The organism is Tardiphaga robiniae, assembly GCF_001618955.1.
Lineage (GTDB): Bacteria > Pseudomonadota > Alphaproteobacteria > Rhizobiales > Xanthobacteraceae > Tardiphaga > Tardiphaga robiniae_A.
Map to the genome: position 1 here is coordinate 229,217 of NZ_LVYV01000054.1, position 25,623 is coordinate 254,839.

At 62.9% G+C, this 25,623-nt stretch carries 25 protein-coding genes and 1 tRNA gene; 16 read left to right on the top strand and 10 right to left on the bottom strand.

Translation table 11 applies throughout. The annotated features are described in order from the left end of the window. The first annotated feature begins 31 nt into the window (after window positions 1–31). Together rpmA and A4A58_RS26475 are read left to right on the top strand one after the other, a co-directional pair. The gene (rpmA, locus tag A4A58_RS26470) at window positions 32–304 is read left to right on the top strand and encodes a 50S ribosomal protein L27 (RefSeq protein WP_068737821.1); all 273 of its coding nucleotides are present in this window, start codon (window positions 32–34) and stop codon (window positions 302–304) included. A 133-nt stretch (window positions 305–437) separates the two neighbouring features. Further along, window positions 438–1,028 carry a GNAT family N-acetyltransferase gene (locus A4A58_RS26475; RefSeq protein WP_068737823.1) on the top strand — a complete coding sequence of 197 codons (591 nt, stop codon included), beginning with the start codon at window positions 438–440 and terminating at the stop codon, window positions 1,026–1,028. Window positions 1,029–1,115: 87 nt separating this feature from the next. On the opposite strand, the gene A4A58_RS26480 is transcribed toward A4A58_RS26475, so the two are convergent. After that, entirely contained in the window at window positions 1,116–2,033 is a 918-nt protein-coding gene (locus A4A58_RS26480; RefSeq protein ID WP_068738012.1) for a DMT family transporter, read from the bottom strand. A gap of 164 nt (window positions 2,034–2,197) precedes the next feature. Between A4A58_RS26480 and obgE the strand changes: the two genes are divergently transcribed. The 3 genes from obgE (at window position 2,198) to A4A58_RS26495 (ending at window position 4,976) form a co-directional block, all read left to right on the top strand. Beyond that, window positions 2,198–3,247: a GTPase ObgE gene (gene obgE, locus A4A58_RS26485; RefSeq protein ID WP_068737825.1), complete on the top strand. Its 1,050-nt coding sequence runs from the start codon at window positions 2,198–2,200 to the stop codon at window positions 3,245–3,247. A 239-nt stretch (window positions 3,248–3,486) separates the two neighbouring features. Further along, a complete protein-coding gene (gene proB, locus A4A58_RS26490; protein ID WP_068737827.1) occupies window positions 3,487–4,617 on the top strand; it encodes a glutamate 5-kinase in 1,131 nt (376 codons plus the stop codon). A 137-nt stretch (window positions 4,618–4,754) separates the two neighbouring features. Next, the gene (locus A4A58_RS26495; RefSeq protein ID WP_068737829.1) at window positions 4,755–4,976 is read left to right on the top strand and encodes a cysteine rich repeat-containing protein; all 222 of its coding nucleotides are present in this window, start codon (window positions 4,755–4,757) and stop codon (window positions 4,974–4,976) included. A gap of 189 nt (window positions 4,977–5,165) precedes the next feature. Here A4A58_RS26495 and A4A58_RS26500 read toward each other — a convergent pair whose 3' ends face one another. Next, the gene (locus A4A58_RS26500; RefSeq protein WP_068738014.1) at window positions 5,166–6,851 is read right to left on the bottom strand and encodes an MFS transporter; all 1,686 of its coding nucleotides are present in this window, start codon (window positions 6,849–6,851) and stop codon (window positions 5,166–5,168) included. Between the two features lie 155 nt (window positions 6,852–7,006). On the opposite strand from A4A58_RS26500, the gene A4A58_RS26505 reads away from it, so the two are divergent. The 5 genes from A4A58_RS26505 (at window position 7,007) to A4A58_RS26525 (ending at window position 13,039) form a co-directional block, all read left to right on the top strand. Then, the gene (locus A4A58_RS26505; protein ID WP_068737831.1) at window positions 7,007–8,383 is read left to right on the top strand and encodes a hydrolase; all 1,377 of its coding nucleotides are present in this window, start codon (window positions 7,007–7,009) and stop codon (window positions 8,381–8,383) included. Between the two features lie 95 nt (window positions 8,384–8,478). Then, a complete protein-coding gene (locus A4A58_RS26510; RefSeq protein WP_068737833.1) occupies window positions 8,479–9,864 on the top strand; it encodes a cytochrome P450 in 1,386 nt (461 codons plus the stop codon). 138 nt (window positions 9,865–10,002) lie between these two features. Continuing rightward, a complete protein-coding gene (locus A4A58_RS26515) occupies window positions 10,003–11,412 on the top strand; it encodes an adenylate/guanylate cyclase domain-containing protein (RefSeq protein WP_068737835.1) in 1,410 nt (469 codons plus the stop codon). Between the two features lie 157 nt (window positions 11,413–11,569). After that, the gene (locus A4A58_RS26520) at window positions 11,570–12,049 is read left to right on the top strand and encodes a TerB family tellurite resistance protein (RefSeq protein WP_068737837.1); all 480 of its coding nucleotides are present in this window, start codon (window positions 11,570–11,572) and stop codon (window positions 12,047–12,049) included. A gap of 210 nt (window positions 12,050–12,259) precedes the next feature. After that, window positions 12,260–13,039, top strand: coding sequence for an SDR family NAD(P)-dependent oxidoreductase (locus A4A58_RS26525; RefSeq protein WP_068737839.1), 780 nt, complete (start codon window positions 12,260–12,262; stop codon window positions 13,037–13,039). A gap of 114 nt (window positions 13,040–13,153) precedes the next feature. Here the strand turns inward: A4A58_RS26525 and A4A58_RS26530 are convergent. After that, window positions 13,154–13,229: transfer RNA gene (locus A4A58_RS26530), tRNA-Ala, on the bottom strand. Window positions 13,230–13,421: 192 nt separating this feature from the next. On the opposite strand from A4A58_RS26530, the gene A4A58_RS26535 reads away from it, so the two are divergent. Genes A4A58_RS26535 through folD form a run of 3 tightly spaced genes read left to right on the top strand, consistent with a single transcriptional unit; the run spans window position 13,422 to window position 14,956 of the window. Then, complete coding sequence (locus A4A58_RS26535) at window positions 13,422–13,712, top strand: YggT family protein (RefSeq protein WP_068737841.1); 291 nt, start codon at window positions 13,422–13,424, stop codon at window positions 13,710–13,712. 15 nt (window positions 13,713–13,727) lie between these two features. After that, a complete protein-coding gene (locus A4A58_RS26540; protein WP_068737843.1) occupies window positions 13,728–14,075 on the top strand; it encodes a DUF167 domain-containing protein in 348 nt (115 codons plus the stop codon). Then, entirely contained in the window at window positions 14,072–14,956 is an 885-nt protein-coding gene (gene folD / locus A4A58_RS26545; protein ID WP_068737845.1) for a bifunctional methylenetetrahydrofolate dehydrogenase/methenyltetrahydrofolate cyclohydrolase FolD, read from the top strand. Before A4A58_RS26540 ends, folD begins: the two co-directional genes overlap by 4 nt. On the opposite strand, the gene A4A58_RS26550 is transcribed toward folD, so the two are convergent. From A4A58_RS26550 to A4A58_RS26560, 3 genes are all read right to left on the bottom strand, one after another. Then, window positions 14,953–16,434 (bottom strand): M20 family peptidase, encoded by a 1,482-nt coding sequence (locus A4A58_RS26550; protein WP_068737847.1) that lies wholly within the window; start codon window positions 16,432–16,434, stop codon window positions 14,953–14,955. The two genes, folD and A4A58_RS26550, sit on opposite strands and share 4 nt — an antisense overlap. Before the next feature lie 31 nt (window positions 16,435–16,465). Next, entirely contained in the window at window positions 16,466–17,020 is a 555-nt protein-coding gene (gene ppa, locus A4A58_RS26555) for an inorganic diphosphatase (protein ID WP_068737849.1), read from the bottom strand. 103 nt (window positions 17,021–17,123) lie between these two features. After that, window positions 17,124–17,633, bottom strand: coding sequence for a GNAT family N-acetyltransferase (locus tag A4A58_RS26560; protein ID WP_068737851.1), 510 nt, complete (start codon window positions 17,631–17,633; stop codon window positions 17,124–17,126). A 280-nt stretch (window positions 17,634–17,913) separates the two neighbouring features. Here A4A58_RS26560 and A4A58_RS26565 point away from each other — a divergent pair, with 280 nt between their 5' ends. Then, on the top strand, window positions 17,914–18,798 hold the full coding sequence (locus A4A58_RS26565) for an alpha/beta hydrolase family protein (protein WP_068737853.1): 885 nt from the start codon (window positions 17,914–17,916) through the stop codon (window positions 18,796–18,798). 34 nt (window positions 18,799–18,832) lie between these two features. Then, window positions 18,833–19,243 carry a thiol-disulfide oxidoreductase DCC family protein gene (locus A4A58_RS26570; RefSeq protein WP_068738016.1) on the top strand — a complete coding sequence of 137 codons (411 nt, stop codon included), beginning with the start codon at window positions 18,833–18,835 and terminating at the stop codon, window positions 19,241–19,243. Here the strand turns inward: A4A58_RS26570 and A4A58_RS31765 are convergent. Both A4A58_RS31765 and A4A58_RS26575 read right to left on the bottom strand, forming a co-directional pair. Next, window positions 19,171–19,578 carry a helix-turn-helix domain-containing protein gene (locus A4A58_RS31765; protein WP_081422078.1) on the bottom strand — a complete coding sequence of 136 codons (408 nt, stop codon included), beginning with the start codon at window positions 19,576–19,578 and terminating at the stop codon, window positions 19,171–19,173. The two genes, A4A58_RS26570 and A4A58_RS31765, sit on opposite strands and share 73 nt — an antisense overlap. A gap of 92 nt (window positions 19,579–19,670) precedes the next feature. Next, complete coding sequence (locus A4A58_RS26575) at window positions 19,671–20,909, bottom strand: flavin monoamine oxidase family protein (RefSeq protein WP_068738018.1); 1,239 nt, start codon at window positions 20,907–20,909, stop codon at window positions 19,671–19,673. Between the two features lie 93 nt (window positions 20,910–21,002). On the opposite strand from A4A58_RS26575, the gene maiA reads away from it, so the two are divergent. After that, a complete protein-coding gene (maiA, locus tag A4A58_RS26580) occupies window positions 21,003–21,671 on the top strand; it encodes a maleylacetoacetate isomerase (RefSeq protein ID WP_068737855.1) in 669 nt (222 codons plus the stop codon). A gap of 204 nt (window positions 21,672–21,875) precedes the next feature. Here maiA and typA read toward each other — a convergent pair whose 3' ends face one another. Together typA and A4A58_RS26590 are read right to left on the bottom strand one after the other, a co-directional pair. After that, the gene (typA, locus tag A4A58_RS26585) at window positions 21,876–23,699 is read right to left on the bottom strand and encodes a translational GTPase TypA (protein ID WP_068737857.1); all 1,824 of its coding nucleotides are present in this window, start codon (window positions 23,697–23,699) and stop codon (window positions 21,876–21,878) included. A gap of 243 nt (window positions 23,700–23,942) precedes the next feature. Beyond that, on the bottom strand, window positions 23,943–25,496 hold the full coding sequence (locus A4A58_RS26590; RefSeq protein WP_068737859.1) for an alkaline phosphatase D family protein: 1,554 nt from the start codon (window positions 25,494–25,496) through the stop codon (window positions 23,943–23,945). Between the last annotated feature and the right edge of the window lie 127 nt (window positions 25,497–25,623).

The window sequence follows — 25,623 nt, forward strand, 5'->3', positions numbered from 1 at the left end:
ATCTAGAACTTATCGAGATCGGAGACGGGCTATGGCTCATAAAAAAGCAGGCGGTTCATCGCGCAACGGCCGCGATTCGGCTGGCAAGCGCCTCGGCGTGAAGGCGTTCGGCGGCGAACGCGTGATTCCCGGTAACATCATTGCGCGTCAGCGCGGCACCACCTGGCACCCCGGCCTTAATGTCGGCATGGGCACAGACCATACCCTGTTCGCCAAGGTCGAAGGCCACGTAGAGTTTCGCGCCAAATCGAACGGCCGCACCTTCGTATCGGTACTCCCGATTACCGAAGCCGCGGCCGAATAAACGGTGGACACATTGGAGTCCGCCGGGTCCTGTTGAACCGGCGGAGCGCCAGAATTGGGCTCCAGGGGAGGCGGGAAACCGGCCTCCCCTTTTCGTTTGGTGCGTCGCTTCGGGGCGCACACAGGAGCCCGAGATGTTGCAGGATATTCCGACCCCGACGTTGAGAGAAACCAGAGGCTGCGTCCTCGAGACCGAACGGCTGGCCTTGCGCAAGCCGACACTCGCGGACGTAAAAGCCATCGCGCTTCTCGCCAATGATCGCCGCATCGCCGAGATGACGCGTCGTCTGCCCTTCCCGTATCAGCAGGATCACGCGGTCGATTTCGTCAATTCATTGAGCGGAACGGCAAGCGACAGCGTGTTCCTGATCGAACTCGATCGTCGCCCTATCGGCATGGTCGGGATCGACTGGCGCGAAGTCGAATCGCCGGAGCTCGGCTACTGGCTCGGCGTCGATCACTGGGGCCAGGGTTTCGCGACTGAAGCTGCGCGCGCCGCGATCGATTACGCATTCGACGAATTCGACATCGAGCACCTGATCTCGGGTGCGCGCGTTGCCAATCCGTCGTCGCGCAACATCCTGGAGAAGTGCGGCTTCCAGTGGAGCGGCGTGCAACTGCACCGCTTCGAGGCCATCGGCTCATCGACGCCGGTGGATTGCTTCCGCCTCACCCGCGGCGTGTGGTCGTCGCTGAAGAACTGGGGAACGTCGACGAGACGATAGGTCTTTCCCTCTCCCGCCTTCGCTACGCTCAGGCACCCTCTCCCACGGCGCGCAGCTTCGCTGCGCTGGGGAGAGGGGAAGAAAGCATCACACCGCCGGCGGTACTTCGTCAGCGATCTTTCCGAGCTGCTGCTCGCGCAGGAAGATATAGAGCCCAGCCGCGATGATGACCGCAGCGCCGATCAGCGTCGCCCATGACGGCAACTCACCGAAGACGAGATAGCCGAAGATCACCGCCCAGATGATCATCGAATACTGATACGGCACCACGGTGCTGGCCGGCGCCAGCTTCAGCGAGCGATTGACGCAGAGCAGCGCACAGACCGAGACGATGCCTGCCAGAAAGAACAGGCCGAGATCGCGCAGATCTGGCGTTACCCAGCCGAACGCCGTGAATACCGCGCCGAAAGTGAAAGTGCCGATGAACTGCGTCGTCGCCAGCACAACATCCGGTGCGGAACGCAGCGAGCGGGTGATCAGCATCAGCGCGGCGAAGGACAGGCTGCCGCCGAGCGCGATCAGCGCTGGCCACGTCACCGTTTGCGCCGAGGGCTGCAGCGCGATCAGCACGCCGCAAAAGCCGACAAAGATCGCGCTCCAGCGCCGCCAGCCGACGGATTCGCGCAGAAAGATCGCGGAGCCCGCGGTGACGAAGATCGGACAGGCGAGATAATAGGTGATGACATCCGCCAGCGGCAGATAGGCCGCCGCCCAGAAGAACGCTGCGACTTCCAACGTCGACAGCACCACACGAATGAGCTGCAGACCCGGTCGGTCGAGTTGCAGGAAGTCCGCACGATGCCGCCAGATCGACGGCGCCAGCAGCGCCAGCGCCGCGCAGGCGCGCAGCAGCATCAACTGCCCGACCGAATAGGTGCCGACCAGGAATTTGCCGATCGCATCGCCGCAGGAGAACATGCTGATGCCCAGGAGCATCAGGCCGATACCGGCCAGCCGGGCGGCACGATTGTCGGCTGCGGTCGAAATGGTCGCAAACATGCCTATATGAGCCTGTAGGAAAGTCGCGGAATGCGCACGCTTGGTTAACGGCAAGATGAGTCGTTTAGGACGTCACCTGATGCGCAGCAAGGCCCCCAAATAAGGGCTTTTCACGATGCTCCGGCGACGAAGTGGTTGCCGCGACCACCCCCCTGCGATACGGATACGCTATGAAATTCCTCGATGAAGCCAAGGTTTACATTCGCTCCGGCGACGGCGGAAACGGCTGCGTGGCCTTTCGCCGCGAGAAGTATATCGAGTTCGGCGGTCCCTCCGGCGGCAATGGCGGCCGCGGCGGCGATGTGATCATCGAAGTGGTCGATGGCCTCAACACGCTGATCGACTATCGCTATCAGCAGCACTTCAAGGCGCCGCGCGGCGTCAATGGCATGGGCAAGGACCGCCATGGCGCCAATGGCAAGCCGATCACGCTGAAAGTTCCGGTCGGCACGCAGATCATCGACGAAGATCGCGAGACGCTGATCCACGACTTCACCAAGCTCGGCGAGACCTATGTGCTGGCCGAAGGCGGCAATGGCGGCTTCGGCAACGCGCATTTCAAGTCATCGACCAATCGCGCCCCGCGCAATGCCAATCCCGGCCAGCCCGGCGAAGAGCGCTGGATCTGGCTGCGGCTGAAACTGATCGCAGACGCCGGTCTCGTCGGACTGCCCAATGCCGGCAAATCCACATTCCTCTCCAAGGTCAGCGCTGCGCGGCCGAAGATCGCCGACTATCCGTTCACCACGCTGCATCCGCAGCTTGGCGTCGTCGATGTCGATGCGCGCGAATTCGTGCTGGCGGATATTCCCGGCCTGATCGAAGGCGCGCATGAAGGTGCCGGCCTCGGCGACAGGTTCCTGGGCCATGTCGAGCGCTGTCGTGTGCTGCTGCATCTGATCGATGCGACCTGCGAACACGCCGGCAAGGCCTACAAGACCGTTCGCGGAGAACTCGACGCCTATGAAGGCGATCTCGCCAACAAGATCGAGATCGTCGCGCTCAACAAGATCGATGCGGTCGATCCGGACGAGTTGAAGAAGCAGAAGGACCGCCTGAAGCGCGCTGCGAAACAGACGCCGCTGCTGATCTCGGGCGCAACGGGCGAAGGCGTGCCAGACGCATTGCGTGCGCTGGTCGCGGTGATCGGCGAGGCGCCGGTGTCGGACAAAGCCAAGAGCGCAGCACAGTCTGCGCCATGGGCGCCGGCGACGAGCTAGAGCTTTTTGATGCATGAGGTATCAAACCCCGCGCTGGGACTTAACCTCTCCCCGCTCTGCGCGGGGAGAGGTCTTCGCGGCGGGTGAGGGGCGGATCTCCACACTCACCTCATCTCCTGCATTCACGGATCGAAGAGCCCCTCACCCCACCCCTCTCCCCGCAAGAGCGGGGCGAGGGAGCCCACTGCCACCGTCGCGTTGCTAGCCCACTATCAACTTCCGATTCAGAAGCCCACATCATGTCGCGCCCCGAGCTGAAGAACTTTCGCCGTATCGTCGTCAAGGTCGGCTCGTCGCTGCTGATCGATTCCACGGCCGGCGAAGTCAGGGCCAAGTGGCTCGCGGCGCTTGCCGCCGATATCGCCAAGCTGCATGCCGATGGTCGCGACGTCCTCGTGGTCTCATCCGGCTCGATCGCGCTCGGCCGCAGTCGTCTCAAATTGCCGCGCGGTCCGCTGAAACTCGAAGAGAGCCAGGCCGCCGCTGCCGTCGGACAGATCGCGCTCGCACGCATCTGGTCGGAAGTGCTGGGGCATCACGGCATCGGCGCCGGGCAGATTCTCGTGACGCTGCAGGACACGGAAGAACGGCGTCGTTACCTCAATGCGCGCTCGACCATCGGCAAACTGCTGGAATGGCGCGCGGTGCCGGTCATCAACGAGAACGACACGGTGGCGACCAACGAGATCCGCTATGGCGACAATGATCGCCTCGCGGCGCGCGTCGCGACCATGGCATCCGCCGATCTGCTGGTGCTGCTGTCGGACATCGACGGGCTCTACACTGCACCACCCGGCGCCAATCCCGATGCGAAGCTGATTCCCATCGTCGACAGCGTCACTGCCGAGATCGAAGGCATGGCGGGCGCTGCCGAGAGCGAATTGTCGCGCGGCGGCATGTACACCAAGATCGAAGCTGCCAAGATCGCGACCACCGCGGGCACGCATATGATCATCGCGTCCGGCAAGGTCGAGCATCCACTGCAGAAGATCGCCGATGGCGGCCTGTGTACCTGGTTCCTGACTCCTGCAAATCCCGTCACTGCGCGCAAACGCTGGATTGCGGGATCGCTGGAACCGAAAGGCACGCTGACCATTGATGCAGGTGCGGTCGCCGCACTCCGTGCCGGCAAGAGTCTGCTGCCTGCCGGCGTCATCAAGGTGGAAGGTGACTTCGCACGCGGCGACGCCGTTATCGTGCGTGGACCGGACACGCACGAAATTGGCCGCGGCCTCGTGGCCTATGACGCAGACAATGCTGAGAAGATCAAAGGCCGCTCATCTCCGGACGTGATGATTATTCTTGGGATCAGCGGCCGCGCCGAAATGATCCATCGCGACGATCTCGTGATTTCGGGATCACGCAGTTAAGCAGCGACGCTTCGCCTGAATGACGTAACGCGCAATCCGTAAACTTGGCGCCGGACGCTCGCCATCATTGCGCCATTCCCGCGTACTTCGTTGCGCGCCATAGAATCAGATAGCCAATTTTTAGGGAGGCCCATTTCATGACCCGACTTTTGATCATCCCGTTCCTGCTGATCGCAACGTCCGCTTTCGCGCAGGGCGGCAACACATCAGCCAATCAGTCGGCCTGCTCACGCGACGTCTCGCGCTTCTGCCGTGCCAAGATGAATGATGGCGACATGGTCGTGCTCAGCTGCCTCAAGGAAAATCGTTCGAAGCTCAGCAAGGCCTGCGCGAAGGTTCTCGCCGAGAATAATCAGTAAGACACAGCCCGGTTTGCAGCATCAATCCGGGCGACGTGCTATCCCCATGTCGTCCCGGCGAACGCCGGGACGCATACGCGCCAGCAAGATAGCTGAAACGCCGTGATCACGGCCTTTCTGTTTCAACCACACTGACCGTGGTTATGGGTCCCGGCATTCGCCGGGACGACAGGGATTGCCGGGCAACCTTCAGCCGCTGCTGCCGGCCGGCGTTGCGACGGGCAGCACCTCGGTCGCCGCGCGATCGGGCGTATCGTCCTTCCAGCGCACCGAACCGAACGGCCGCTCCAGCATGCGCCGCACACGGACCGGATCCGGCCCCAGATGATAATCCGCCGCGCGCTGATACAAAGCGCGCTCGGATTGCGTGGCGCGATTGCGCTGGCGCAGGAAGTCGAGCCAGGTCGGGCAGTGATAGCGCTCGGTCCATAGTTCGGGATCGGCGATATCGCGCGCGATGGACCACCCATAGGCGCCGTTGCGCTGGCGCGAGAGCTGCACGTCCTGCATCACGCCGTGGAACGCCCGCGCGCTTTCCTGATCCACGCGATATTCGATCTCCACCACCAGCGGACCACTGCGCGCGGTCAATTGCAGCTGCACTTCGGGATCTTCAAGACGCTCCGCATCCTCGTCGCGCGCGCCGGTCGGCGGCATCCGTAGGAACAGGCCAAACAGCGGCGAGAGAAACATCGCTCCGCCCGACACCAGCAATGCCGCTTCGACGCCGACCACGTCCGTGAGATGCCCCCAACCCCAGCTGCCAATCGCGATGCCGCCGGCAATCGCAGCTTGAAAGGCGGCGAGCGAACGTCCTGCGACCCAGCGCGGCGCCGAGAGCTGTACGCCGATATTGAACAGCGCGACCGCCAGCATCCAGACCGAGCCGGCCACCACCAGCGCCGCCGCAGTGATGACCGGCTCGCTGCTGACCGCGACGACGGCAATCGCGACGCCCATGATCAGCGCACAGGCCCGGATCGAACTTTCGCCGCTCAGATGCTTGCGGACATGCCCAATATTCATTGCGCCGATCACCGCACCCATGCCGAAGGCGCCGAGCATGATTCCGTAGGTCTGCGCGCCGCCATGCAGCAGGTCGCGCGCAACCAGCGGCATCAGCGCCGAGACCGAACCACCGCAGATGCCAGTGATCAGCGTGCGCGTCAGCACGATCTTGATCGACGGCGAATTAGCGATGTAGCGCACGCCGGACACGATGGCCCGGCTCAGCCGCTCACGCGGCAGCCTGGAAACATCGACCTTGCGACGCCACAGGAACAGCACCACCAACAACGGGATGTACAGCACCGCATTGGCCGCGAAGGCTGCGACGGCACCGGCGGTGGCGACCACGATGCCGCCGATCGCCGGGCCGAAACTGCGCGCGATATTGTAACTGATGCCGTTCAGCGCCACGGCGGATGGCAGTACCTCCGGCGGCACCTGCTCGCCCACCGAGGATTGCCAGGCCGGTCCGAACAGCGCCATGCCGCTGCCGATGATGAAGCAGAAGGCGAGCAGGATGTTCGGGGTGATGTGACCGGTCCAGTCCAGCATCGTCAGTACGCAGGCGCCGACCAGCGACAGCACCAGCGAAGCCAGCGACACGACACGGCGGTCATACATGTCGGCCACGGCGCCCGCCGGCATCGAGATCAGCATGATCGGCAGCATCAAGGCGGTCTGTACCAACGCCACCTTGTCAGCCGACGCGGTCATCTGCGTCATCGCCCAGGCGGCGCCCACGCTCTGGATCATCAGGCCGAGATTCGACAACAGGCTGGCCAGCCAGATCCGCCGGAACACCGCAAACCGCAGCGGGGCGGCGATGCCGTCGGAGGGAAGAACCACTGGTTTCGCTGCTTCGGCCATCATCGTCCCGTCGTCTGCTGCAGATAGCGACTGCAGGGCCATGCGGGGCCTGATTCCCCGCGGGCAGATCAAGGTGATGCCTGCGAAACGCGTTGTCTGTCCAGTGCCTGCACAGCGGCAAGCGCCGGACGTGCGGAGATAGAGGGAGACCAGCCATGGTGCTGTCGCGACGAACCATTCTCACAGGCGCAGCGATGCTGCCGCTGGCCGCCCATGCGTTCCGTTTCGAGGCGGCTGCACAGACAGGCACTGGCACGACTGCGGGTTCCGACATTCCCCCGATCCTGTTCGTCCACGGCAATGGCGACCACGCGGCGCTCTGGATGACGCAGATCTGGCGGATGGAATCCAACGGCATCCCGCGCAACCGGCTGATGGCACTCAATTTCACCGATCCGCTGGCGCGCAGTGACGATGCTGTGGCGCAGCAGGGCCGCTCCTCCACCGAGGATCAGCGCCGCGGACTCGGCGAAGCCATTGCCGAGCTGAAGAAGCGCACCGGTGCTGCGAAAGTGGCGCTGGTGGCCAACTCGCGCGGCGGCTATGCGGTGCGCAATTACATCAAGAACGGCGGCAGCGCCGATGTCAGCCATGCCGTCCTGTGCGGCACCCCCAATCACGGCGTGTTCGACGGAACCGACAGCCCAGGCAGCGAATTCAATGGCCGCAGCCCGTTCCTCAAGAGCCTCAATCCCGGCGAGGGCCCTGAGGTGACCGAAGGCACCGCCTTCCTGACCCTCCGCAGCGATGGCATCGACAAATATGCGCAGCCCGATGGCCGTCTGCTCGGCAAGCCGGGCGTGGCCACCGGCATCACCTCCGATGGTCCGGCGCTGCGCGGCGCCACCAATCTGATCCTCGGCGCCATCGATCATCGCGAGACAGGCTTTCATCCTCGCGCCTTCCGCGAGATCTACAAATTCATCGCGGGCCACGAACCCGTCCGGATCGATATCGCGCCGGAAGCTGACGTGAAAATCAGCGGTCTCGTCACCGGCACGCCCGGCGGCGTGCCCACCAACCGGCCGGTCGCGGATGCCCTGGTCGAGGTGTACCGCGTGGCGCCGGACACGGGCGAGCGGATCGGGGCAGCGCTCCATTCGGCCCGCACATCCGCCGATGGCCGCTGGGGTCCCGTTCAGGTCGATCCGGCCTGGCCTGTCGAGATCGCCCTGACATCGGCCGGAGCGCCGATCACGCATTCCTATCGCTCGCCATTCCCCCGCTCCTCCGACGTCGTGCATCTTCGCGCCGGCCGCGCACTGGGTCCCGCCGATGCCACCGTCGGCGCTGTGATCTCGATGTCGCGCGTCCGCGGCTATTTCGGATTACCGCGCGATGTCGTGCTGCTCGACGGCAAGGAACCGGCCGACGTGAAAGCCGGCGTGCCCACGGATTCGCTCTCGACTATCCGCCTTCCGGCCACGGATATCGGACGGCCGGTGGCAGCGCTGTTCAATCAGGAGCGGATCGTGGCGCGCGCCTGGCCGGCGTCGGAAAACCGGATCACGGTGGCGGAATTCACCGAGTAGCCGGCGAGACTGCCTCTCGCCTTCATGGCGCCCGGATTTGCAACTGCTATAGTGAGGCTACACTCAGCGCCGCATTCCAGGTTGCGAGGTCCATCGTGAGCATTGCCGAAGTCTATGACTTTCGCGCTCCGCGGCAGCCCTTGGTGCCGCCGAGCCCGCCACGTGCGCCCGAGAACATGGGTGCACTGGGGCGTATGTCGGCAATGCGCCGCAGCGCCATCGAGACCTGGGGTCAGCGCGCCTATGAGGATGACATCATCAAGGGCCGCTTCTTCGGCCATGCGAGCTTTATCCTCAACGATCCCGATGCGATCCGCCATGTGCTGGTGGACAATTACGAGAACTATACCCGCACGCCCGCTGCATTCCGCGTACTGCGGCCGATGCTCGGCGAGGGCCTGCTGCTCGCCGAAGGCCGCACCTGGAAGCACCAGCGCCGCACCCTGGCGCCGGCTTTCACGCCGCGCGCGGTGAACACGTTGGTGCCGCACATGATCTCGGCGGTCGACGATACGCTCGCCGATTTACAGCGCGCCGAGGGCAAGCCGGTCAATCTGCGCGAGATCATGCAGCGGATGACGCTGGAGATCGCCGGCCGCACCATGTTCTCGTTCGGCATGGCCGAGCATGGCGCGAAGCTGCGCGACTTCGTGATGGAATACGGCATGAACCTGGCACGGCCGCATTTCCTCGATCTGCTGCTGCCGCTGGGTTGGCCGACGCCGCAGGATATCTCGCGCGCCTTCTTCCGCAGACGCTGGACGGCATTCGTCGGCGAGCTGATGACCGCACGTCGCGCCGCCGGCAAGAACGACGACGAGCCGCGCGATCTGTTCGACCTGATGGTGGCCGCGCGCGATCCGGAAACCGGCGCATCCTTCACCGATGGGCAGCTCGGCGATCAGGTGGCGACGATGATCCTCGCCGGCCATGAGACCACGGCAACGGCGCTGTTCTGGGCGCTCTATATGCTGACGCTCGATCCGGCGACTCAGGAGCAGGTCGCGGCCGAAGCCCGCGCCGCCAGTGCGAGTGGCACGTTCGATATCGAACATCTGAAATTCACCCGCGCAGTGATCGATGAGACCATGCGGCTCTATCCGCCCGCCTTCCTGATCGCACGCGCCGCCGCGGGCCCTGACCGTCTGGCTGGCCAGTCCGTCGCCAGCAAGGACGTGATCCTGATCGCGCCCTGGCTGCTGCATCGGCACGAGAAATTGTGGCACGAGCCCAACGCCTTCATGCCGTCCCGTTTCATGCCCGGCGCGACGTCGCCGGACCGTTTTGCCTATCTGCCTTTCGGCGTCGGTGCCCGGGTCTGCATCGGCGCGCATTTCGCGCTTGTCGAGGCCACATTGGCACTGGCGAAAATCATCGGTGCGTTCCGCGTCGAGCTGCCGGATAAAGCACCCGTCATGCCGATCGGCGTGGTGACAACGCAACCGGATCGCTCGCCACAGTTCTGGATTGAGCGGCGCTGACGTTATTTCAGCACGCCCTCTCCTCACGTCTTCCCCGCCCCCGCGCGCGCTCATGGCACGTTAGGCGGAACGACAAGTTGAAGCGCTGCGGCAAAGCCCTGTCTTGGACGTAGCGACTATTTGGCCTAAACTGATGCCATGAGTGATGTTCAGGCACTATTCGCGACATTGAACCAGGCGACCGATCCGGCCGTAGCGGATGCCATTGCACAACTGATCCGCGACGGCGCGGACCACGAACTCAATCGTATCAACGTGCTGGATTTTGCGGCACGCCACGGCCTGAACGAAGAGCGCGTCATTTCCGGCTTCCTGCATGCCTCCCGCCTCGGCCTGTTCGACTTGACCTGGAATGTGCTGTGCCCGGGCTGCAGCGGCGTCCTCGACGCCCACAGCACGCTGAAATCGCTGCGCCATGACGACTACCATTGCGGACTCTGCGCCTGCGGCTATGAAGCGTCAGTTGACGAGCAGGTCGAAGTGGCGTTCACGGTCGCGCCGCGGGTCCGGCGCATCGCTGCACACGACCCCAATACGCTGCCGCTCTGGGAATATTTCAAGCAGGTGTTCTGGAGCTCCGGCGTCGATCTCAACCAGGAATCGTTCGCGTCACTCACCGATGAAGTGACGCTCGACGCAATGGAATTGCCGGCGCATGAAAAAGCGGTGATGTCGCTGCACCTGCCGTCGGAGTTCGTCATCGTGTTCGAGCCGGTAACCCATGCCGCGCAGTTCATTGATGTGCAGGGTGAACCGACCAAGGAACGTCAGCATCTGTCGCTGATCTACAACCGGCAGCATACACCGACGGGCACCATCACACTGCAACCCGGACCGCTGCGGTTGTCTCTCGAAAACCAGACCGAGGTGCGCGTGCTGCCGTCGGTATTTGTCGCGGCCGAGGGCCTCCATCACCTGATCGGCAAGCGCAAGCCGTTCCTCACGGCCAAGCGGATACTCACCAACCAGACCTTTCGCGATGTCTACAAGGCCGACAACCTCAATATCGATCAGCGACTGAAGATCACCTCGCTGACTTTCCTGTTCACCGACCTCAAGGGCTCGACCGCCTTGTACGAGCGCGTCGGCGATCTCGCGGCCTTCGATCTGGTACGCGCGCATTTCCACGCACTGCTGGAAATCATTGCGTCGGAAGCCGGCGCCGTCGTGAAGACCATCGGGGATGCCGTCATGGCGACCTTTACGCGGCCCGAACAGGCGCTGGCCGCGGGTCTGCGCATGCGCGCCGCGATGGAGCGATTGAACGAGGAGCGCGGCACCAAAGACCTCGTGGTCAAAATCGGCATCCATGAGGGGCCCTGCCTTGCTGTGATGCTGAACGAGCGGCAGGATTACTTTGGCCAGACCGTCAATATCGCTGCCAGGGTGCAGGGCCTATCAACGTCGCAGGCGATCCACGTCACCAGCCCGGTGATATCGGCACTAGCCGTGGAAGCCATCCTGCGGAAGGCCGAAATCACGCCGATCCAGAAGCACGCCGCCTTGCGCGGCATCGCCGACAAGATCGTGGTCTATGAGATTCCGTGACACGAGATCCCGTAAACTACCGATCGTATCAATTGTTACTTAACTGTCATCAGCGCTTCGGGAACCCGGCTGGATTGCGCGCGTTCCATTTTCGCGCCACAAAGCACGAGCGCTTTCGCCGCATGGCAGCCCGCTCGATCATCTGGTTCAAGGAATAATGCTCGAAAAACTGCGCCAATTCATTGCCGACGTGGTGTCCTCCGATGCGCACGAAAATCAGGCATTCGACGATACCGGTTTCCGCCTCGCCGCCACGGCACTGATGCTTCACGTCATCTCGCTCGACGGTGAGCCCTCAGCTATCGAGAGAGCCAAGTTGCACAGCCTGATCGAGTCGCGTTTCGAGCTCGATCCCGGCACGGCTGACAGGCTCATCTCGGCTGCCACCCTCGTCGAAGGCGAGGCCGTCGATCTCTATCACTTTACAAGCGTCATCATGCGCGTGGTCGACGAGCCCGGTCGTGTCCGTCTCGTCGAGATGATGTGGCAGCTGGTCTATGCTGACGGCCGCGTCAGTGAATTCGAGGAAAATGTGGTCTGGCGCGCAGCCGACCTGCTCGCAGTTTCATCACGTGACCGCATGGAGCTCAAGCGACGCGTTGCGGGCGGTACAGCCACAACGGATACAACTGTCTGAGCAGGCGCAGCCTGACCGGAAAATGACAGTACTACGACGCATAACCAAAGTTTAATGCGCGGCCCCCGATAATTCATGCCACTCCTACGCATTCGGGAACTGAAGGCCTGCGGTATTCCGGTGGTCATTCCGACTTGCACATCACGGGTATCCCTATTACGCCTGTAGATGCATGCAAATCGTCCTCACGTATTTCAAGAGTACCTTATTGTGACTGAGCGCGTGACGTTGATAACCGGAGCCTCGGCCGGAATTGGCGCCGAGTTCGCGCGCATCTTCGCTGCGAACAAGCATCGCGTCGCTCTGGTTGCACGCCGTGCCGAGCGTCTGAATGCGCTGGCCGCTGAAATCACTGCTGCGGGCGGTGCTGCGCCCATCATCATTCCCTGCGATCTCGAACAGCGCGACGCCTGCGACCAGATCGCCGCCGCACTCGCTGCTGCCGATGTCGAAGTTGAGTATGTGGTCAACAATGCCGGCTTCGGCATGTTCGGCCGCGCCATCGAGATGGACCGCGACCGACAGCTCGGCATGCTCGAGGTTAATATTCGCGCGCTGACGGATCTGTCGTTGCGCTTTTCCGACAGCCTGATCCGCAACAAGGGCGGCATTCTCAATCTCAGCTCGATCGCGGGTTTTCTGCCGGGTCCCGGAATGGCCGTGTACTACGCCAGCAAGGCGTATGTGCTGTCCTTCACCGAAGCACTGCGTCAGGAGCTCGGCTCAAAGGGCGTGCGCGTCACCGCATTGTGCCCCGGTCCGGTGCCGTCGGAATTCCAGGCGCGCGCCGGGTTCACGCCGGGCCTCGACTCGGCGATCCTCAATGTCTCGGCCGCTGACGTCGCCCTGCTGGGTTATCAGGGCCTGATGGCCAACAAACGCACGGTTTTCCCCGGCCTCGGCATCAAGATCGTGCCGCTACTACTGCGGCTTTTTCCGCGCGGCTTCATCGCGGGGGCGGTGGCAAGGTTGCAGTTGAGGCGGGTGTGACGGAAACGAGCGCCGTCGTTCGGCGTGTGGCGGTGTAAGTTTAAATTTTGGAGTTTCAGTCCGTCTTCGCCCTTTGGGCTTCGCCGGACACCACGCGTAGCCGCAGGCGAAGCGTGGTGGAGCCAGGCGGGATCGAACCGCCGACCTCGTCATTGCGAACGACGCGCTCTCCCAGCTGAGCTATGGCCCCGATACGTACCGGCCGCGAACGGCCGGCCAGCAATCGGCGCCATTTACAATCCCTGTTAACGGCAAGTCAAGAACGTCACAAAAGCGCGGTTTTCCGGCACTTTTCGCCCGGAACTTCCCTTGTTAGAGGGGGGCTGAACCGATATTTAGCGGACAGTCGAATCCGCGACCTAACCCGCGAGCCATCCCCGCCATGCGCGCCGTTCTCGATATCGTGCTGATCATTCTCGATCTCTATGTCTGGCTGCTGATCGCCTCGGCGATCCTGTCCTGGCTGATCGCCTTCAACGTGGTCAATACCCGCAACCAGTTCGTCTCCGCGATCGCCGAATTCCTGTTCCGGATCACCGAGCCGGTGCTGGCCCCGATCCGCAGGATGTTGCCGAGCCTCGGCGGTCTTGATATCTCGCCGATCATCCTGATCCTGATCATCATGTTCCTGCAGCGGGTGATCACCTACTACATCTATCCCAGCGTCTTCTGATCGGCCGCCGGGTTCGTGGCAGATCCCTGGCGCTACGCGACTGACGGTGTCAGCATCGCCGTGCGCGTGATGCCACGCGGCGGACGCGACGACATTGACGGAATCGAGACCATGGCCAATGGCCGCTCGGTGGTGAAGGTGCGGGTTCGCGCCATCGCCGAGGGCGGCGAAGCCAACCGCGCCGTGACCGAACTGCTCGCCAAGCGGCTTGGCGTGCCCAAGCGCGATGTACGCGTGCTGTCCGGCACCACATCGCGCGTCAAACAGATCGCGGTCGACGGCGACCCGGCGAAACTGGGCACCATGCTGCGCAGTATCACTGCAACAATGCCCGACGACACAGACGACAGGAGCGACACATGACCGCCAGCATCATCGATGGAAAGATCATTGCCGCTGAATTGCGTGGCCGCGTCGCCGCCGAAGTCGCGCGCGTGAAGAGCGAACATGGCGTGACGCCCGGCCTTGCCGTGGTGCTGGTCGGCAGCGATCCCGCCAGCGAGGTCTATGTGCGCAGCAAGCACAAGCAGACCCAGGAAGCCGGCATGGCCTCCTTCGAGCACAAGCTGCCGGCTGATGTCGCGCAGGCCGATCTGATCGCGCTGGTGCAGAAGCTGAACACAGATCCCACCGTGCACGGCATTCTCGTGCAGCTGCCGCTGCCGAAGGGGCTGGATACCGACGCTGTCGTCAACGCCATCGATCCCGCCAAGGACGTCGATGGCCTCCACCCGACCAATGCTGGACGTCTCGCCAGTGGCATGCCCGCGCTCTCGCCCTGCACGCCGCTCGGCTGCATCATCCTGACCAAGAGCGTCCACAAGTCGCTCGAAGGCATGAATGCCATCGTGATCGGCCGCTCAAATCTGGTCGGTCGACCGCTGGTGCAATTGTTGCTCAATGAAAACGCCACCGTGACCATCGCACATTCGAAGTCGCGCGATCTCGCCAAGCTCTGCGCACAGGCCGATCTGGTCTATGCCGCCGTCGGCCGCCCTGAAATGGTGCGCGGCGACTGGATCAAGCCCGGCGCGACCGTGATCGATGTCGGCATCAATCGGCTGCCCGGTGCCGAAGGCAAGACGCGCCTCGTCGGCGACGTCGCCTATCAGGAAGCGTTGAAGACCGCCGGCGCGATCACCCCGGTCCCCGGCGGCGTCGGCCAGATGACCGTAGCGTGCCTGCTCGTCAACACGCTGCGTGCGGCATGTGCGATTCACAAGCTCGCAGCGCCGGCGGTTTAGTTCGCCGTATTCTCGATCAGCCGTCGATAGAACCTGATCATATCCGCGTAATTCGCGACGCTCAGTCGTTCGTTGGTGCCGTGGAAGCGCTTGAGGTCTTCCGACGTCGCGCGCACCGGCGAGAAGCGGAAGATGTTGTCGGTGACATCCGTGTAGTGCCGCGAATCCGTTGCCGCCACCATCAGGCCCGGCGCCACCAGTGCATCCGGGAAGATCTCGCGAATGGTCTGGTTGAGCGCGCGATAGGACGTGCTGGCTGTGCCGGTTACGGGCGGCGGATCGGTATTGCCGGGAAACGGCGCGATGGAAATCCTGTCGTTGCTGACCGCGCTGCGCACATGCTCGGTGACGCTGGCCTGGGTATCGCCAGGCAACAGCCGGAAATTCACCGTGGCCTCGGCATTGCCCGGCAGCACATTGTCCTGCTCGCCGGCCTTGAAGATCGTCAGCGCCGTGGTCGTGCGCACCGTCGCCTCGGTCGGACCGCTCTTCTCAAATTCGCGCAGCAATAGCGGCTTGAACAGCCAGAGATTTGACAGCACCACGCGGTTGAAGCCGCTCATCTCCGGCGCGATGGTGTCGAACATCTCGCCGACGGTGCCGCGGATCTGCATCGGCAACCGCTTGTTTTCAAGCTGAGTCAGCGCCGCACTCATCATGCCGATGGCGGTTTCGCGCGGCGGCATCGACGAGTGACCAGGCGTCCCGTGGGCGGTCAACACCAATGTGGCATAGCCCTTCTCGGCCACGCCGATCAGCGCCATCGGTCTGTCCAGCCCCTTGAGGATGCCCTCGGTGATCAGCAAGCCTTCATCGAGCACGAAGTCGAGCTTGACGCCGCGCGACGTCAGCAGCGCTGCAATCGCCTTGGCGCCGCGCGTGCCGGAGACTTCCTCGTCATGGCCGAAAGCGAAATAGATCGTGCGCTTCGGCTTGAAGCCTGCTTTCGCCATGGCTTCGGCCGCTTCAAGGATTGAATACAGGTTGCCCTTGTCGTCCCACGAACCGCGGCCCCAGATGAAACCGTCGGCGACGACGCCCTTGAATGGCGGCTGCTGCCAGTCCTTCTCGGTGCCCGGTGCGACAGGCACGACGTCCTGATGCGCCAGCAGCGCGATCGGCTTCAAAGCGGGATCGCTGCCTTCCCACGTGTAGAGCAGACTGTAATTGCCGACGAGTTCGCGCTTCGCCGCGGCATGGAACGCCGGGAAGCTCGCCACCAGATGCGCCTGCATCGCGCGCAGCGGCTCGGCCGCCTGATCGGGATTGAGAAAACTGGAGATGGTCGGAAAGCGGATCGCTTCCGCTAGTCTCAGTGCCGCTGCCTGCTCATCGACCGGCGCCTTTGCCGCTGCGGTCACCTGAAGCTGCCGCGATCCCCCGCTGAATGTCTTGACGAGAACAATGCCTGCAAGCAGCAGAACGGCCGCGATGACGATCAGCGCGGCCGTTCGGAACAGTTTGATCCATCGGCGCATCGGAAGTCCCCTTCTGCTACGCCGGTCTCTGTTACTTGGTCTTGGCAGCCGATTCTTTTGCAGATTTGGCGCGCTCGATCCCTTCGAGGATCAGGCGCTGCGCGTCGGCGGCATCGCCCCAGCGCACCACCTTGACCCACTTGCCGGGCTCGAGATCCTTGTAGTGCTCGAAGAAATGCTGGATCTGCTGCAGCGTGATCTCGGGCAGATCGCTGTAGTTCTTCACCTTGTCGTAGCGCTGGGTCAACTTCGAGGTCGGCACCGCGATGATCTTCTCGTCGAGGCCGGCTTCGTCTTCCATCAGCAGCACGCCGACCGGGCGGCAGCTCATCACGGCGCCCGGCACGATGGCGCGGGTGTTGGCGATCAACACGTCGCAGGGATCGCCATCGCCGGACAGCGTGTGCGGGATGAAGCCGTAGTTCCCGGGATAGCGCATCGGCGTGTAAAGGAACCGATCGACGAACAGTGCGCCGGATTCCTTGTCCATCTCGTATTTGATAGGCTCGCCGCCCACCTGGACCTCGATGACGACGTTCACTTCATGCGGCGCCTTGGCGCCGAGCGGGATTGCGTCAAGACGCATCAAACACTCCAGATTTCATAGGACAGGTTGCGACAGGCGTAGCCGAGCGGGAGCCCGGATTCAACGCCTGCGAGACCAGAAAATCATGAACCGGCTTAATGGCTTAATTCGTCCAGGCGAATGCCACTTTATCGAGCGATTTTGCGCCGAAACGCTCCGAGGAGCGGGCCACCATGCGGCCGCCCAGAGCGCGGTAGAACTCCGTCGCGCCCTCATTGTCCGACAGCGCCCAGATCACCATGCTCTTCAGCCCGCTCTGCACGAGGTCGCGCTTGGCGGAGGCGAACAGCCGGCGGCCGAAGCCGAGACCCTGGAATTCCGGACGCAGGTAAAGTTCGTAGATCTCGCCTTCGAACTGCAGGCTGCGGGCGCGGTTGCGACCGTAATTGGCATAGCCGGCGACCTTGTCACCGAAGCACAAAACGCTGACGCGGCTGCCCTTGCGGATCGCCGAATCCCACCAGCCGGGACCGCGGCGATTGATCAGCTTTTCCAATTCGGGGCCCGGGATGAGGCCTTGATAGGCCGCGCGCCAGGCTTCGTCATGGGTGGACGCCACCGCGGCTGCATCCGCAGCTTTGGCCGGCCGAACCTCGATCAGGGTTGTGCTCATGGAGGGGATCAAAGCAAGTCGGCGGGCGCTCTTCAAGGTCCATCGTTAATTATCGGTTAACGTGTGGATTTTCAGCATCAGTTTACCGAAAGAGTTGTATCGAAAAAGGACAGAGCTGCATCCCATGCGCGCCGAGCGCCATGTTTTCCACTGCTGGCACGCATCGCGCGAGTCATGTCGCAGTTGCACACGCGCCTCAACGTGCACAACTGCACCGATGTGATTCGCGGCGTGTAGAGTGCGACAGGCATCGCGTCCGCACGAAAGTCCCTGAGCGCTCATGAAACACGTCCAAGCGCTTTGCCTGCTGACTGCATTGCTCGGAAGCGCCGCTACCGCCGCGGCCCAGACATCAGGCGCGCAGGGCCCGGAAGAAGCGCCGCATCGCCGGCAGCTCTGGTCGGTGCCGTCGCCCGATCCAAATACCAGTTCCCGCGCCGTGCTGTTTCGCCCGCCGGGCAACGGTCCGTTTCCGCTCGCGATCATCGCACACGCCACCACGCAGAACGCGTTGCGCCGCGCGCAGATGCCGCAACTGGAGTATCGCGCACTCGCCTCCTGGTTCGTCAGGCGCGGCTACGCCGTGCTGGTCCCTGAACGCCCGGGCCATGGCGCGACCGGCGGGCGCTATCTGGAAGACCAGGGCGGCTGCGACGATGCCGACTATCTGCGCGCCGGCCGCGCCACGGCGGATAGTATCGCTGTGGCGATGAGCGACATCCGCAAGCAACCGTTCATACGCCACGACGGCACGATCGTCGTCGGCCATTCCGCGGGCGGCTGGGGCGCACTAGCGTTGGCGGGCGCCAATCCGCCGGGCGTGACAGCAGTCGTCGCCTTTGCGCCCGGGCGCGGCGGCCATGCCAATGACAGGCCGAACGACGTCTGCGCGCCGCAGCGCCTGATCGCCGCTGCCGCGACCTTCGGACAGACGGCGCATGTGCCCGTGATCTGGCTCGTCGCCCGCAATGACAGCTATTTTTCGCCGGCCTTCTCGCGCCAGCTCGCCGATGCATTTGGCAAGGGCGGTGCCAAGGTCGATGTCCGCGAACTGCCGGACTTCCGAAGCGAAGGCCACTGGCTTGCGGAAAGCGACAGCGGTGACGACATCTATGGTGCCGCGCTGGACAAGACGTTGAAGGCAATCACGGCGAGGAAGCGATGACGCGCAAGCCCGCGCAACTGGAGTGCACACCGCAGTGACCGAGCCTTGGCCCGATGACGACGTCATCCTCTATGACGGCGTCTGTATCTTCTGCTCGCGCTGGATCCAGTTCGTCGCCAAGCGCGACACAGATCATCGCTTTCGCTTCACCCCGATCCAGTCCGACTATGGCAGCCGCCTCGCCCGCCATTTCGGCATCGACCCTGCCGATCCCGACACCAACGCCGTGATCCATGGCGGCGTGGCTTACGTCAGATCAGATGCGGCGCTGACGGTGCTGTCGACCCTGCCCGGCTGGCAATGGGTGCGCGTGCTGTTCGCTATGCCGAAGGCGTTGCGCAATCCCGTCTATAGCCTGATTGCAACGAACCGCTATCGGATTTTCGGGAAGGCTGAGGCTTGTATCGTGCCGGACGCGGGGATGCGGGCACGGGTGATTGAGTAAGCGGCGAACTCCCGATACGTCGCCTGGCTGTACTTGTCCCATTCGGACGTAAAGACGCATTTGCCGCCGATGGCATCGAAGCCAACCCGAAGTCCGCCGATTCCAGCAAAGAGATCGATAAACCGGAATGCGGCCCTGGCAGGCTTCTGCTCGCGCGATTTGGCCAGGTGCTCCTGAAGCAATTTGATTGCTGGCGGGGACGCTCGCGATTCACCCGTCTCGTAACGGATAATAGTACGGACGTTCAGACCGGTCAGTTCCGCGGTTTCCTCTCGCGAGAGCCCTGTTTTCAGACGAAGATTCTCGAATTCGACAGAGTGGTACGGGCGGGACATAGGACACCTTCGGCGGGACGTAATTTGACAAAGTTGTCACTGATTTGTCCCAGAAACCCTAATTGTTCACTGTATGTTCTGTCAATACGCAGCTACTGAATCCCCATCACTTCCTTCGCCGCCCTCTCGCCGCTCTCCCGCGCTCCATGGGCTGTCGAGAAGAAGTTCGGCGACGTCGCTTCGCCGGCGAAGAACAACCTGCCATCCACGGGCACAGCTAGCACGGCGCGCGCTTCGGCATGGCCGGGTTTCGCCGCCGAATAGGCGCCCTGCGCGAAGCGGTCGTGGCACCAGCGGGTTTCCGCGAGCGGCGTGAGCTTGCTGCGGATATCCGAACCGAGTAGCGCCACGATCTCGTCGATGCTCTGCGCAGCGAGTGCGCCGTCGCCGGCGTCTTCCAGCTCGCGTGCGAAACTTCCGCCGAAGAAGCCGGCGATGCAGGGGCGACCGGACGGGCGCAGGTGAAAACTGCCGACACCCGTGCGCAGGGCGGCGCCGCGCAACCCGATATCCGACGGCCACTTCTCGGCATCGGCGAGCGCAAGCATTACCTTGTTGTCGGCGCCGAGCGGCAGGCCCACGGCGGCCTCGACCTTGCTGCGCAACGGCGGCGTGAAGCGGATATTTTCATTGGCGATGAGATTGGTCGGCACGCAGACGATGACTTTCGCCGCGCTAAGCGTGCCGCGCGACGTCTCGATGCGGATGCGCGCACCGGAATGATCGATAACAGTGACTTCGGTATTCAGCGCCACCGGACACGGCGCGCCATAAGCCGCAACCAGCGCGCCATAGCCATCGGGCAGGCGCCAGTTGGTGTCAGTGTCCTCATAGGCATCCATGTCGTGCAGCGACACATCCTTGAGCTCGAAGCCGTTGATATAGGTGGAGATCGCATCGATCATCGGATTCCATGGATTGCCGGGCTCAAGGCACGTCGCGGCCGGCGCGTCGATCTCGTTTTCCGCGGCCTCCTCAGCGCGCTCATAGAACGCGTCGATCGCGGCGAAGAACTCATCGCGCTTCGCCTTTGAGAAGGCGGCGTCATAGGCCTGATCGCGCCACGGCGGGCGCGACTTGTCGACGGCGAAGCCGAGATCCTTCGCGATGCCGACGAAATCGTTCCTGTCGGCGGAGTGCAGCCATTCACAGCCCAGGTCGAAGGGAATGCCGGGGGCCGCCATGATCGTGTGGGCGCGGCCACCGATCCGGTCGCGCGCTTCCAGCACGATCACAGAGAGCCCGGAACCTTCCAGCATACGCGCGGCGCCGAGGCCGGCAGCGCCGGCTCCGATGATGGCGACATCGACTTCGGAAGGCAGTCTGGTCATCGCGTCGGTATTCACAGCGGATGGGAAACGGGTGACAACGGGATAAAGGCTTGCTTGAATTATTCAAGCCACCGCGGCCCTCGGAGACAATGCATGACAGCCCCACACGATTTCGAACTCTACGGCTTCTGGCGGACGTCCGCGACCTATCGCGTCCGCGTGGCGCTCAATCTGAAGGGATTGGCGGCGCACGAGCGCGTGATCGACTTAGACAAGGGCGAGCAGCGCGGCGACGCGTTCCTCAAGATCAATCCGCTCGGCGCGATTCCGGCCCTGATCGAGCCCGGCCACCTGCCGCTGACCCAGTCGCTGGCGATCCTGGAATTCCTCGACGAGATCCATCCGACCCCGCCGCTGCTGCCGAGCGATCCACACGGCCGCGCCCGGGTGCGTTCGATCGCCGCGATGCTGGCCGCCGACACCCATCCGCTCATTACGCCGCGTGTGCGCAAATATCTCGCCATTACCGCCGGCTTTGACGATGCGGCAGTCCGGGCCTGGCTGGTGCACTGGTTCACCACAGGCCTCGCCGCCGTGGAAAAACGCCTCGCCAGCGAGCCCGCCACCGGCCGCTTCTGTCATGGCGACGAGGTGACCATCGCCGATATCTGCCTGCTCAGCATCACTGCAACCATGAAGGTGCTGAAGATCGAGATTGCAGGCATCCCGACCATCGATCGCATCGTCGCCACTTGCGAGGCGATGGAGGCGTTTACGAAGGCGGATCCGTTGAAACAACAGGGGGCGCCGAAAGCCTCCTAAATCCAGCCCTCCGTCCTCATCCTGAGGAGCGGCGTCTTCGCCGCGTCTCGAAGGATGACTGCAGGCGCAGAGACCAATCAGCTCATGGTTCGAGACGGCGCAAGTGCGCCTCCTCACCATGAGGGCCGGTGCTGGTAGTTCGCACCAAACAAAAATGCCCGGCTTTCGCCGGGCATTTCGTAACTCGCCAAAGAATGCTCTCGCTTACGCGATCGCTTCCTTGGTTTTTTCGGCGCGCTTGCGGTCGTTGGCATCGAGATGCTTCTTGCGCAGGCGGATCGACTTCGGGGTGATCTCGACCAGCTCGTCGCTCTCGATATAGGCCAGCGCCTTTTCCAGCGTCATGCGGATCGGCGGCGTCAGGCGGACGGCTTCGTCCTTCGACGTGGTGCGGATGTTGGAGAGCTGCTTGCCCTTGAGAACGTTGAGTTCGAGATCGTTCTCGCGGGTGTGCTCGCCGATGATCATGCCCTTGTAGACCTTCCAGCCCGGCTCGATCATCATCGGGCCGCGATCTTCCAGCTTGAACATGGCATAAGCCACCGCTTCGCCAGCATCGTTCGAGATCAGCACGCCATTACGGCGGCCGGCGATCTCGCCCTTATAGGGCAGGTAGTCGTGGAACAGGCGGTTCATGATCGCGGTACCCTTGGTATCGGTCATGAGTTCGCCCTGATAGCCGATCAGGCCGCGGGTCGGCGCGTAGAACACCAGACGCAGGCGGTTGCCGCCCGACGGACGCATCTCGATCATCTCGGCCTTGCGTTCGCTCATCTTCTGAACGACCACGCCGGAGAACTCCTCATCGACGTCGATGACGACTTCTTCGATCGGCTCGAGCGTGTTGCCGTTCTCGTCCTTGGTGAGAACCACGCGCGGACGCGACACCGACAGTTCGAAGCCTTCGCGGCGCATGTTCTCGATCAGGATCGCGAGCTGCAATTCGCCGCGGCCCGACACTTCCATCGCGTCACGGTCGGCGGATTCGACGACCTTGAGCGCGACATTGCCTTCGGCTTCGCGCAGCAGGCGGTCGCGGATCAGGCGGCTGGTGACCTTGTCGCCTTCGGTGCCGGCGAGCGGCGAGTTGTTGACGATGAAGGACATCGACACGGTCGGCGGATCGATCGGCTGCGCCTGGATTGGAATTTCAACCGACGGATCGCAGAAGGTATCGGCGACAGTGCCCTTCGGCAGGCCGGCGATGGCAACGATGTCACCGGCTTCGGCGAGTTCGACCGGCTGGCGCTCGAGGCCGCGGAAGGCCAGGATCTTGGTGATACGGCCGGTTTCGACAACCTTGCCGTCACGCGACAGCACCTTGACCGCCTGGTTCGGCTTCACCGAGCCCGCCGAGATGCGGCCGGTGATGATACGGCCGAGATAGGGGTTGGCTTCCAGGATCGTGCCGAGCATGCGGAACGCACCCTCTTCAACCACCGGCGGCGCGACATGCTTGATGACGAGATCGAACAGCGGCTTCATGCCGACGTCATGCGACGCGTCCGGGCTGTCGGCCATCCAGCCGTTGCGGCCTGAACCATAGAGAATCGGGAAGTCGAGCTGATCGTCGGTGGCGTCGAGCGCTGCGAACAGGTCGAACACTTCGTTGACGACTTCGGTGATGCGGGCGTCCTGACGGTCGACCTTGTTGATGGCGACGATCGGCTTGAGGCCGAGCTTCAGCGCCTTGCCGACCACGAACTTGGTCTGCGGCATCGGGCCTTCAGCAGCGTCGACGAGCACGATCACGCCATCGACCATCGACAGGATGCGTTCGACTTCGCCGCCGAAGTCGGCATGGCCCGGGGTGTCGACGATGTTGATCTGGACCTCGTCCCACAGCACCGAGGTGCACTTGGCGAGAATGGTGATGCCGCGCTCTTTTTCGATGTCGTTCGAATCCATCGCGCGTTCCTGGACGCGCTGATTGTCGCGATACGTGCCCGACTGCTGCAGCAGCTTGTCCACGAGAGTGGTTTTGCCGTGGTCAACGTGGGCGATGATAGCAATGTTGCGAAGGTTCATAGGTCTTCTTCTGGTTACGGTCTGGGTGCCCTTGAGCGGGTTCAACAAGACAGGCTCGACAAAAGGCCAGATCAATTAGAGTTGGGCCTTGCGCTCGAGCGCGTTCGATAACTGCCTCGTCTGAAAACGCGCTGGGGCAATCCCTCCAAAAGCAAACCCGGCCAGAAGGGGCCGGGTACTCGGACGCGTTGCGGCGCAATATAGGGGGAAATCGCCGAAAAACAATGCGAATCTGCCAAAAGGTTAGCCCAATTTCGGGTCCAGAACGGTGGCCCAAAGGGCCACATCGGCCCGATCCCGGAGCGTAACGGTCATTTGGCCGCTCGAACCGTCGATTTTGACGTGGCCGAAGAACTGCATCCCGGCCGATGGGGGCAAATTCTGCTTGCCGGGCCCCGGCGCCTTCACGAAACGCACCTCGGGACCGAAGGTATTGTCCATCGCCCCGGGACCAAAAGTACCGGCATGAAACGGCCCGGAAACGAACTCCCAGAACGGCTCGAAATCCTGGAACTGGGCCTTGTCGGGATTGTAATAATGCGCGGCCGTGTAATGCACATCGGCGGTCAGCCAGACCGTGTTGCGGATACCGGCCGATTTGATGAAGCGCAGGATGTCGGCGATTTCCAGCTCGCGACCGCGGGCCGGACCGTCGCCCTGCGCGATCGCTTCCGATCCCGTGTGATTGACCGCATCATTCTCGACGACGATGCCGATCGGCATATCGGAGGCGATGACCTTCCAGGTTGCCTTTGACGCCATCAATGCGCGCTTCAGCCAGGCCATCTGCTCCGGGCCGATGAAATACGCATCGGGACCATAGATGTCCTGCAGGTTAGAACCGTTGGGGCCGCGATAGCTGCGCTCGTCCAGCATGAAGACATCGAGATGCGGGCCGTAATTCAGCGTGCGATAGACGCGTCCGGGTTCGGTCGGGTTGACCGAGATCGGATACATCTCATGAAAGGCACGCGCACCGCGCGCGGCCAGCAGCGTGATGTCGCGCTCCTTGTAGGACGCCGGCAACTGCTTCGAGAGCGACCAGTTGTTGGTGACCTCGTGATCGTCCCACTGGCCGAAGATCGGCACCTGCGCATTGAAGGCGCGAACATTGTCGTCGAGCAGATTGTATTTGTGCGCAGCGCGGAATTCATCGAGCGTTTCGGCGACCTTCGCCTTCTCCGGCACCGTGATGGTGTTCTTCCAGATCGTGCCATCCGGCAGTTTTGCTTCAGACAGGATCGGACCATCGGCGTAGATGGTATCGCCGGAATGGATCAGGAAATCCGGATTATGCTTGCGCATGGTGGCGAAGGTGACCATGCCGCCATCCTCGGCATTGATGCCCCAGCCCTGTCCGGCGACATCGCCGCCCCAGACAAAGGACACATCGCGGCGATCCGCCGGCGCCGTGCGGAAGCGGCCGGTCACGGGCTCGCCGACGATCTCGGTATGCGAGAGATCGCGGAATTTGACGCGGTAGAAGATGTCCTGCCCGGCCGGCAGATTGTCGAGCAGCAGCTTCGCCGTGAAATCGGTTTCGGGCAGCGCGGTTACGACAGGTAACATGCGCGCATTGCTGAAGGATTCCGTGGTGGCGACTTCCACCATCATCTGCGCCGGCCGGTCTGCACGCGACCAGATCATGCCGCTGTTGATCCCGACATCACCGGACTGCACGCCATGTGACACTACCGGGCGATCGGCGGCGCGGCTGAGAGAGGGCATGGCGAGAAAGCTTGCGCCTGCTGCGGCTGTGTGCGCGAGGAAGCGACGACGGGATAAACGTAGTGCCATGGCGAACTCCTGATCCTGGCTCTGGCACCCGTGGCTCTAGGCAGAACGCTTGACGCTGCGATGACAGGTGATGCGCAATATCAACACCCATCGCTGCAAGTTGCGAATGACTAGCGACTTGATTGAC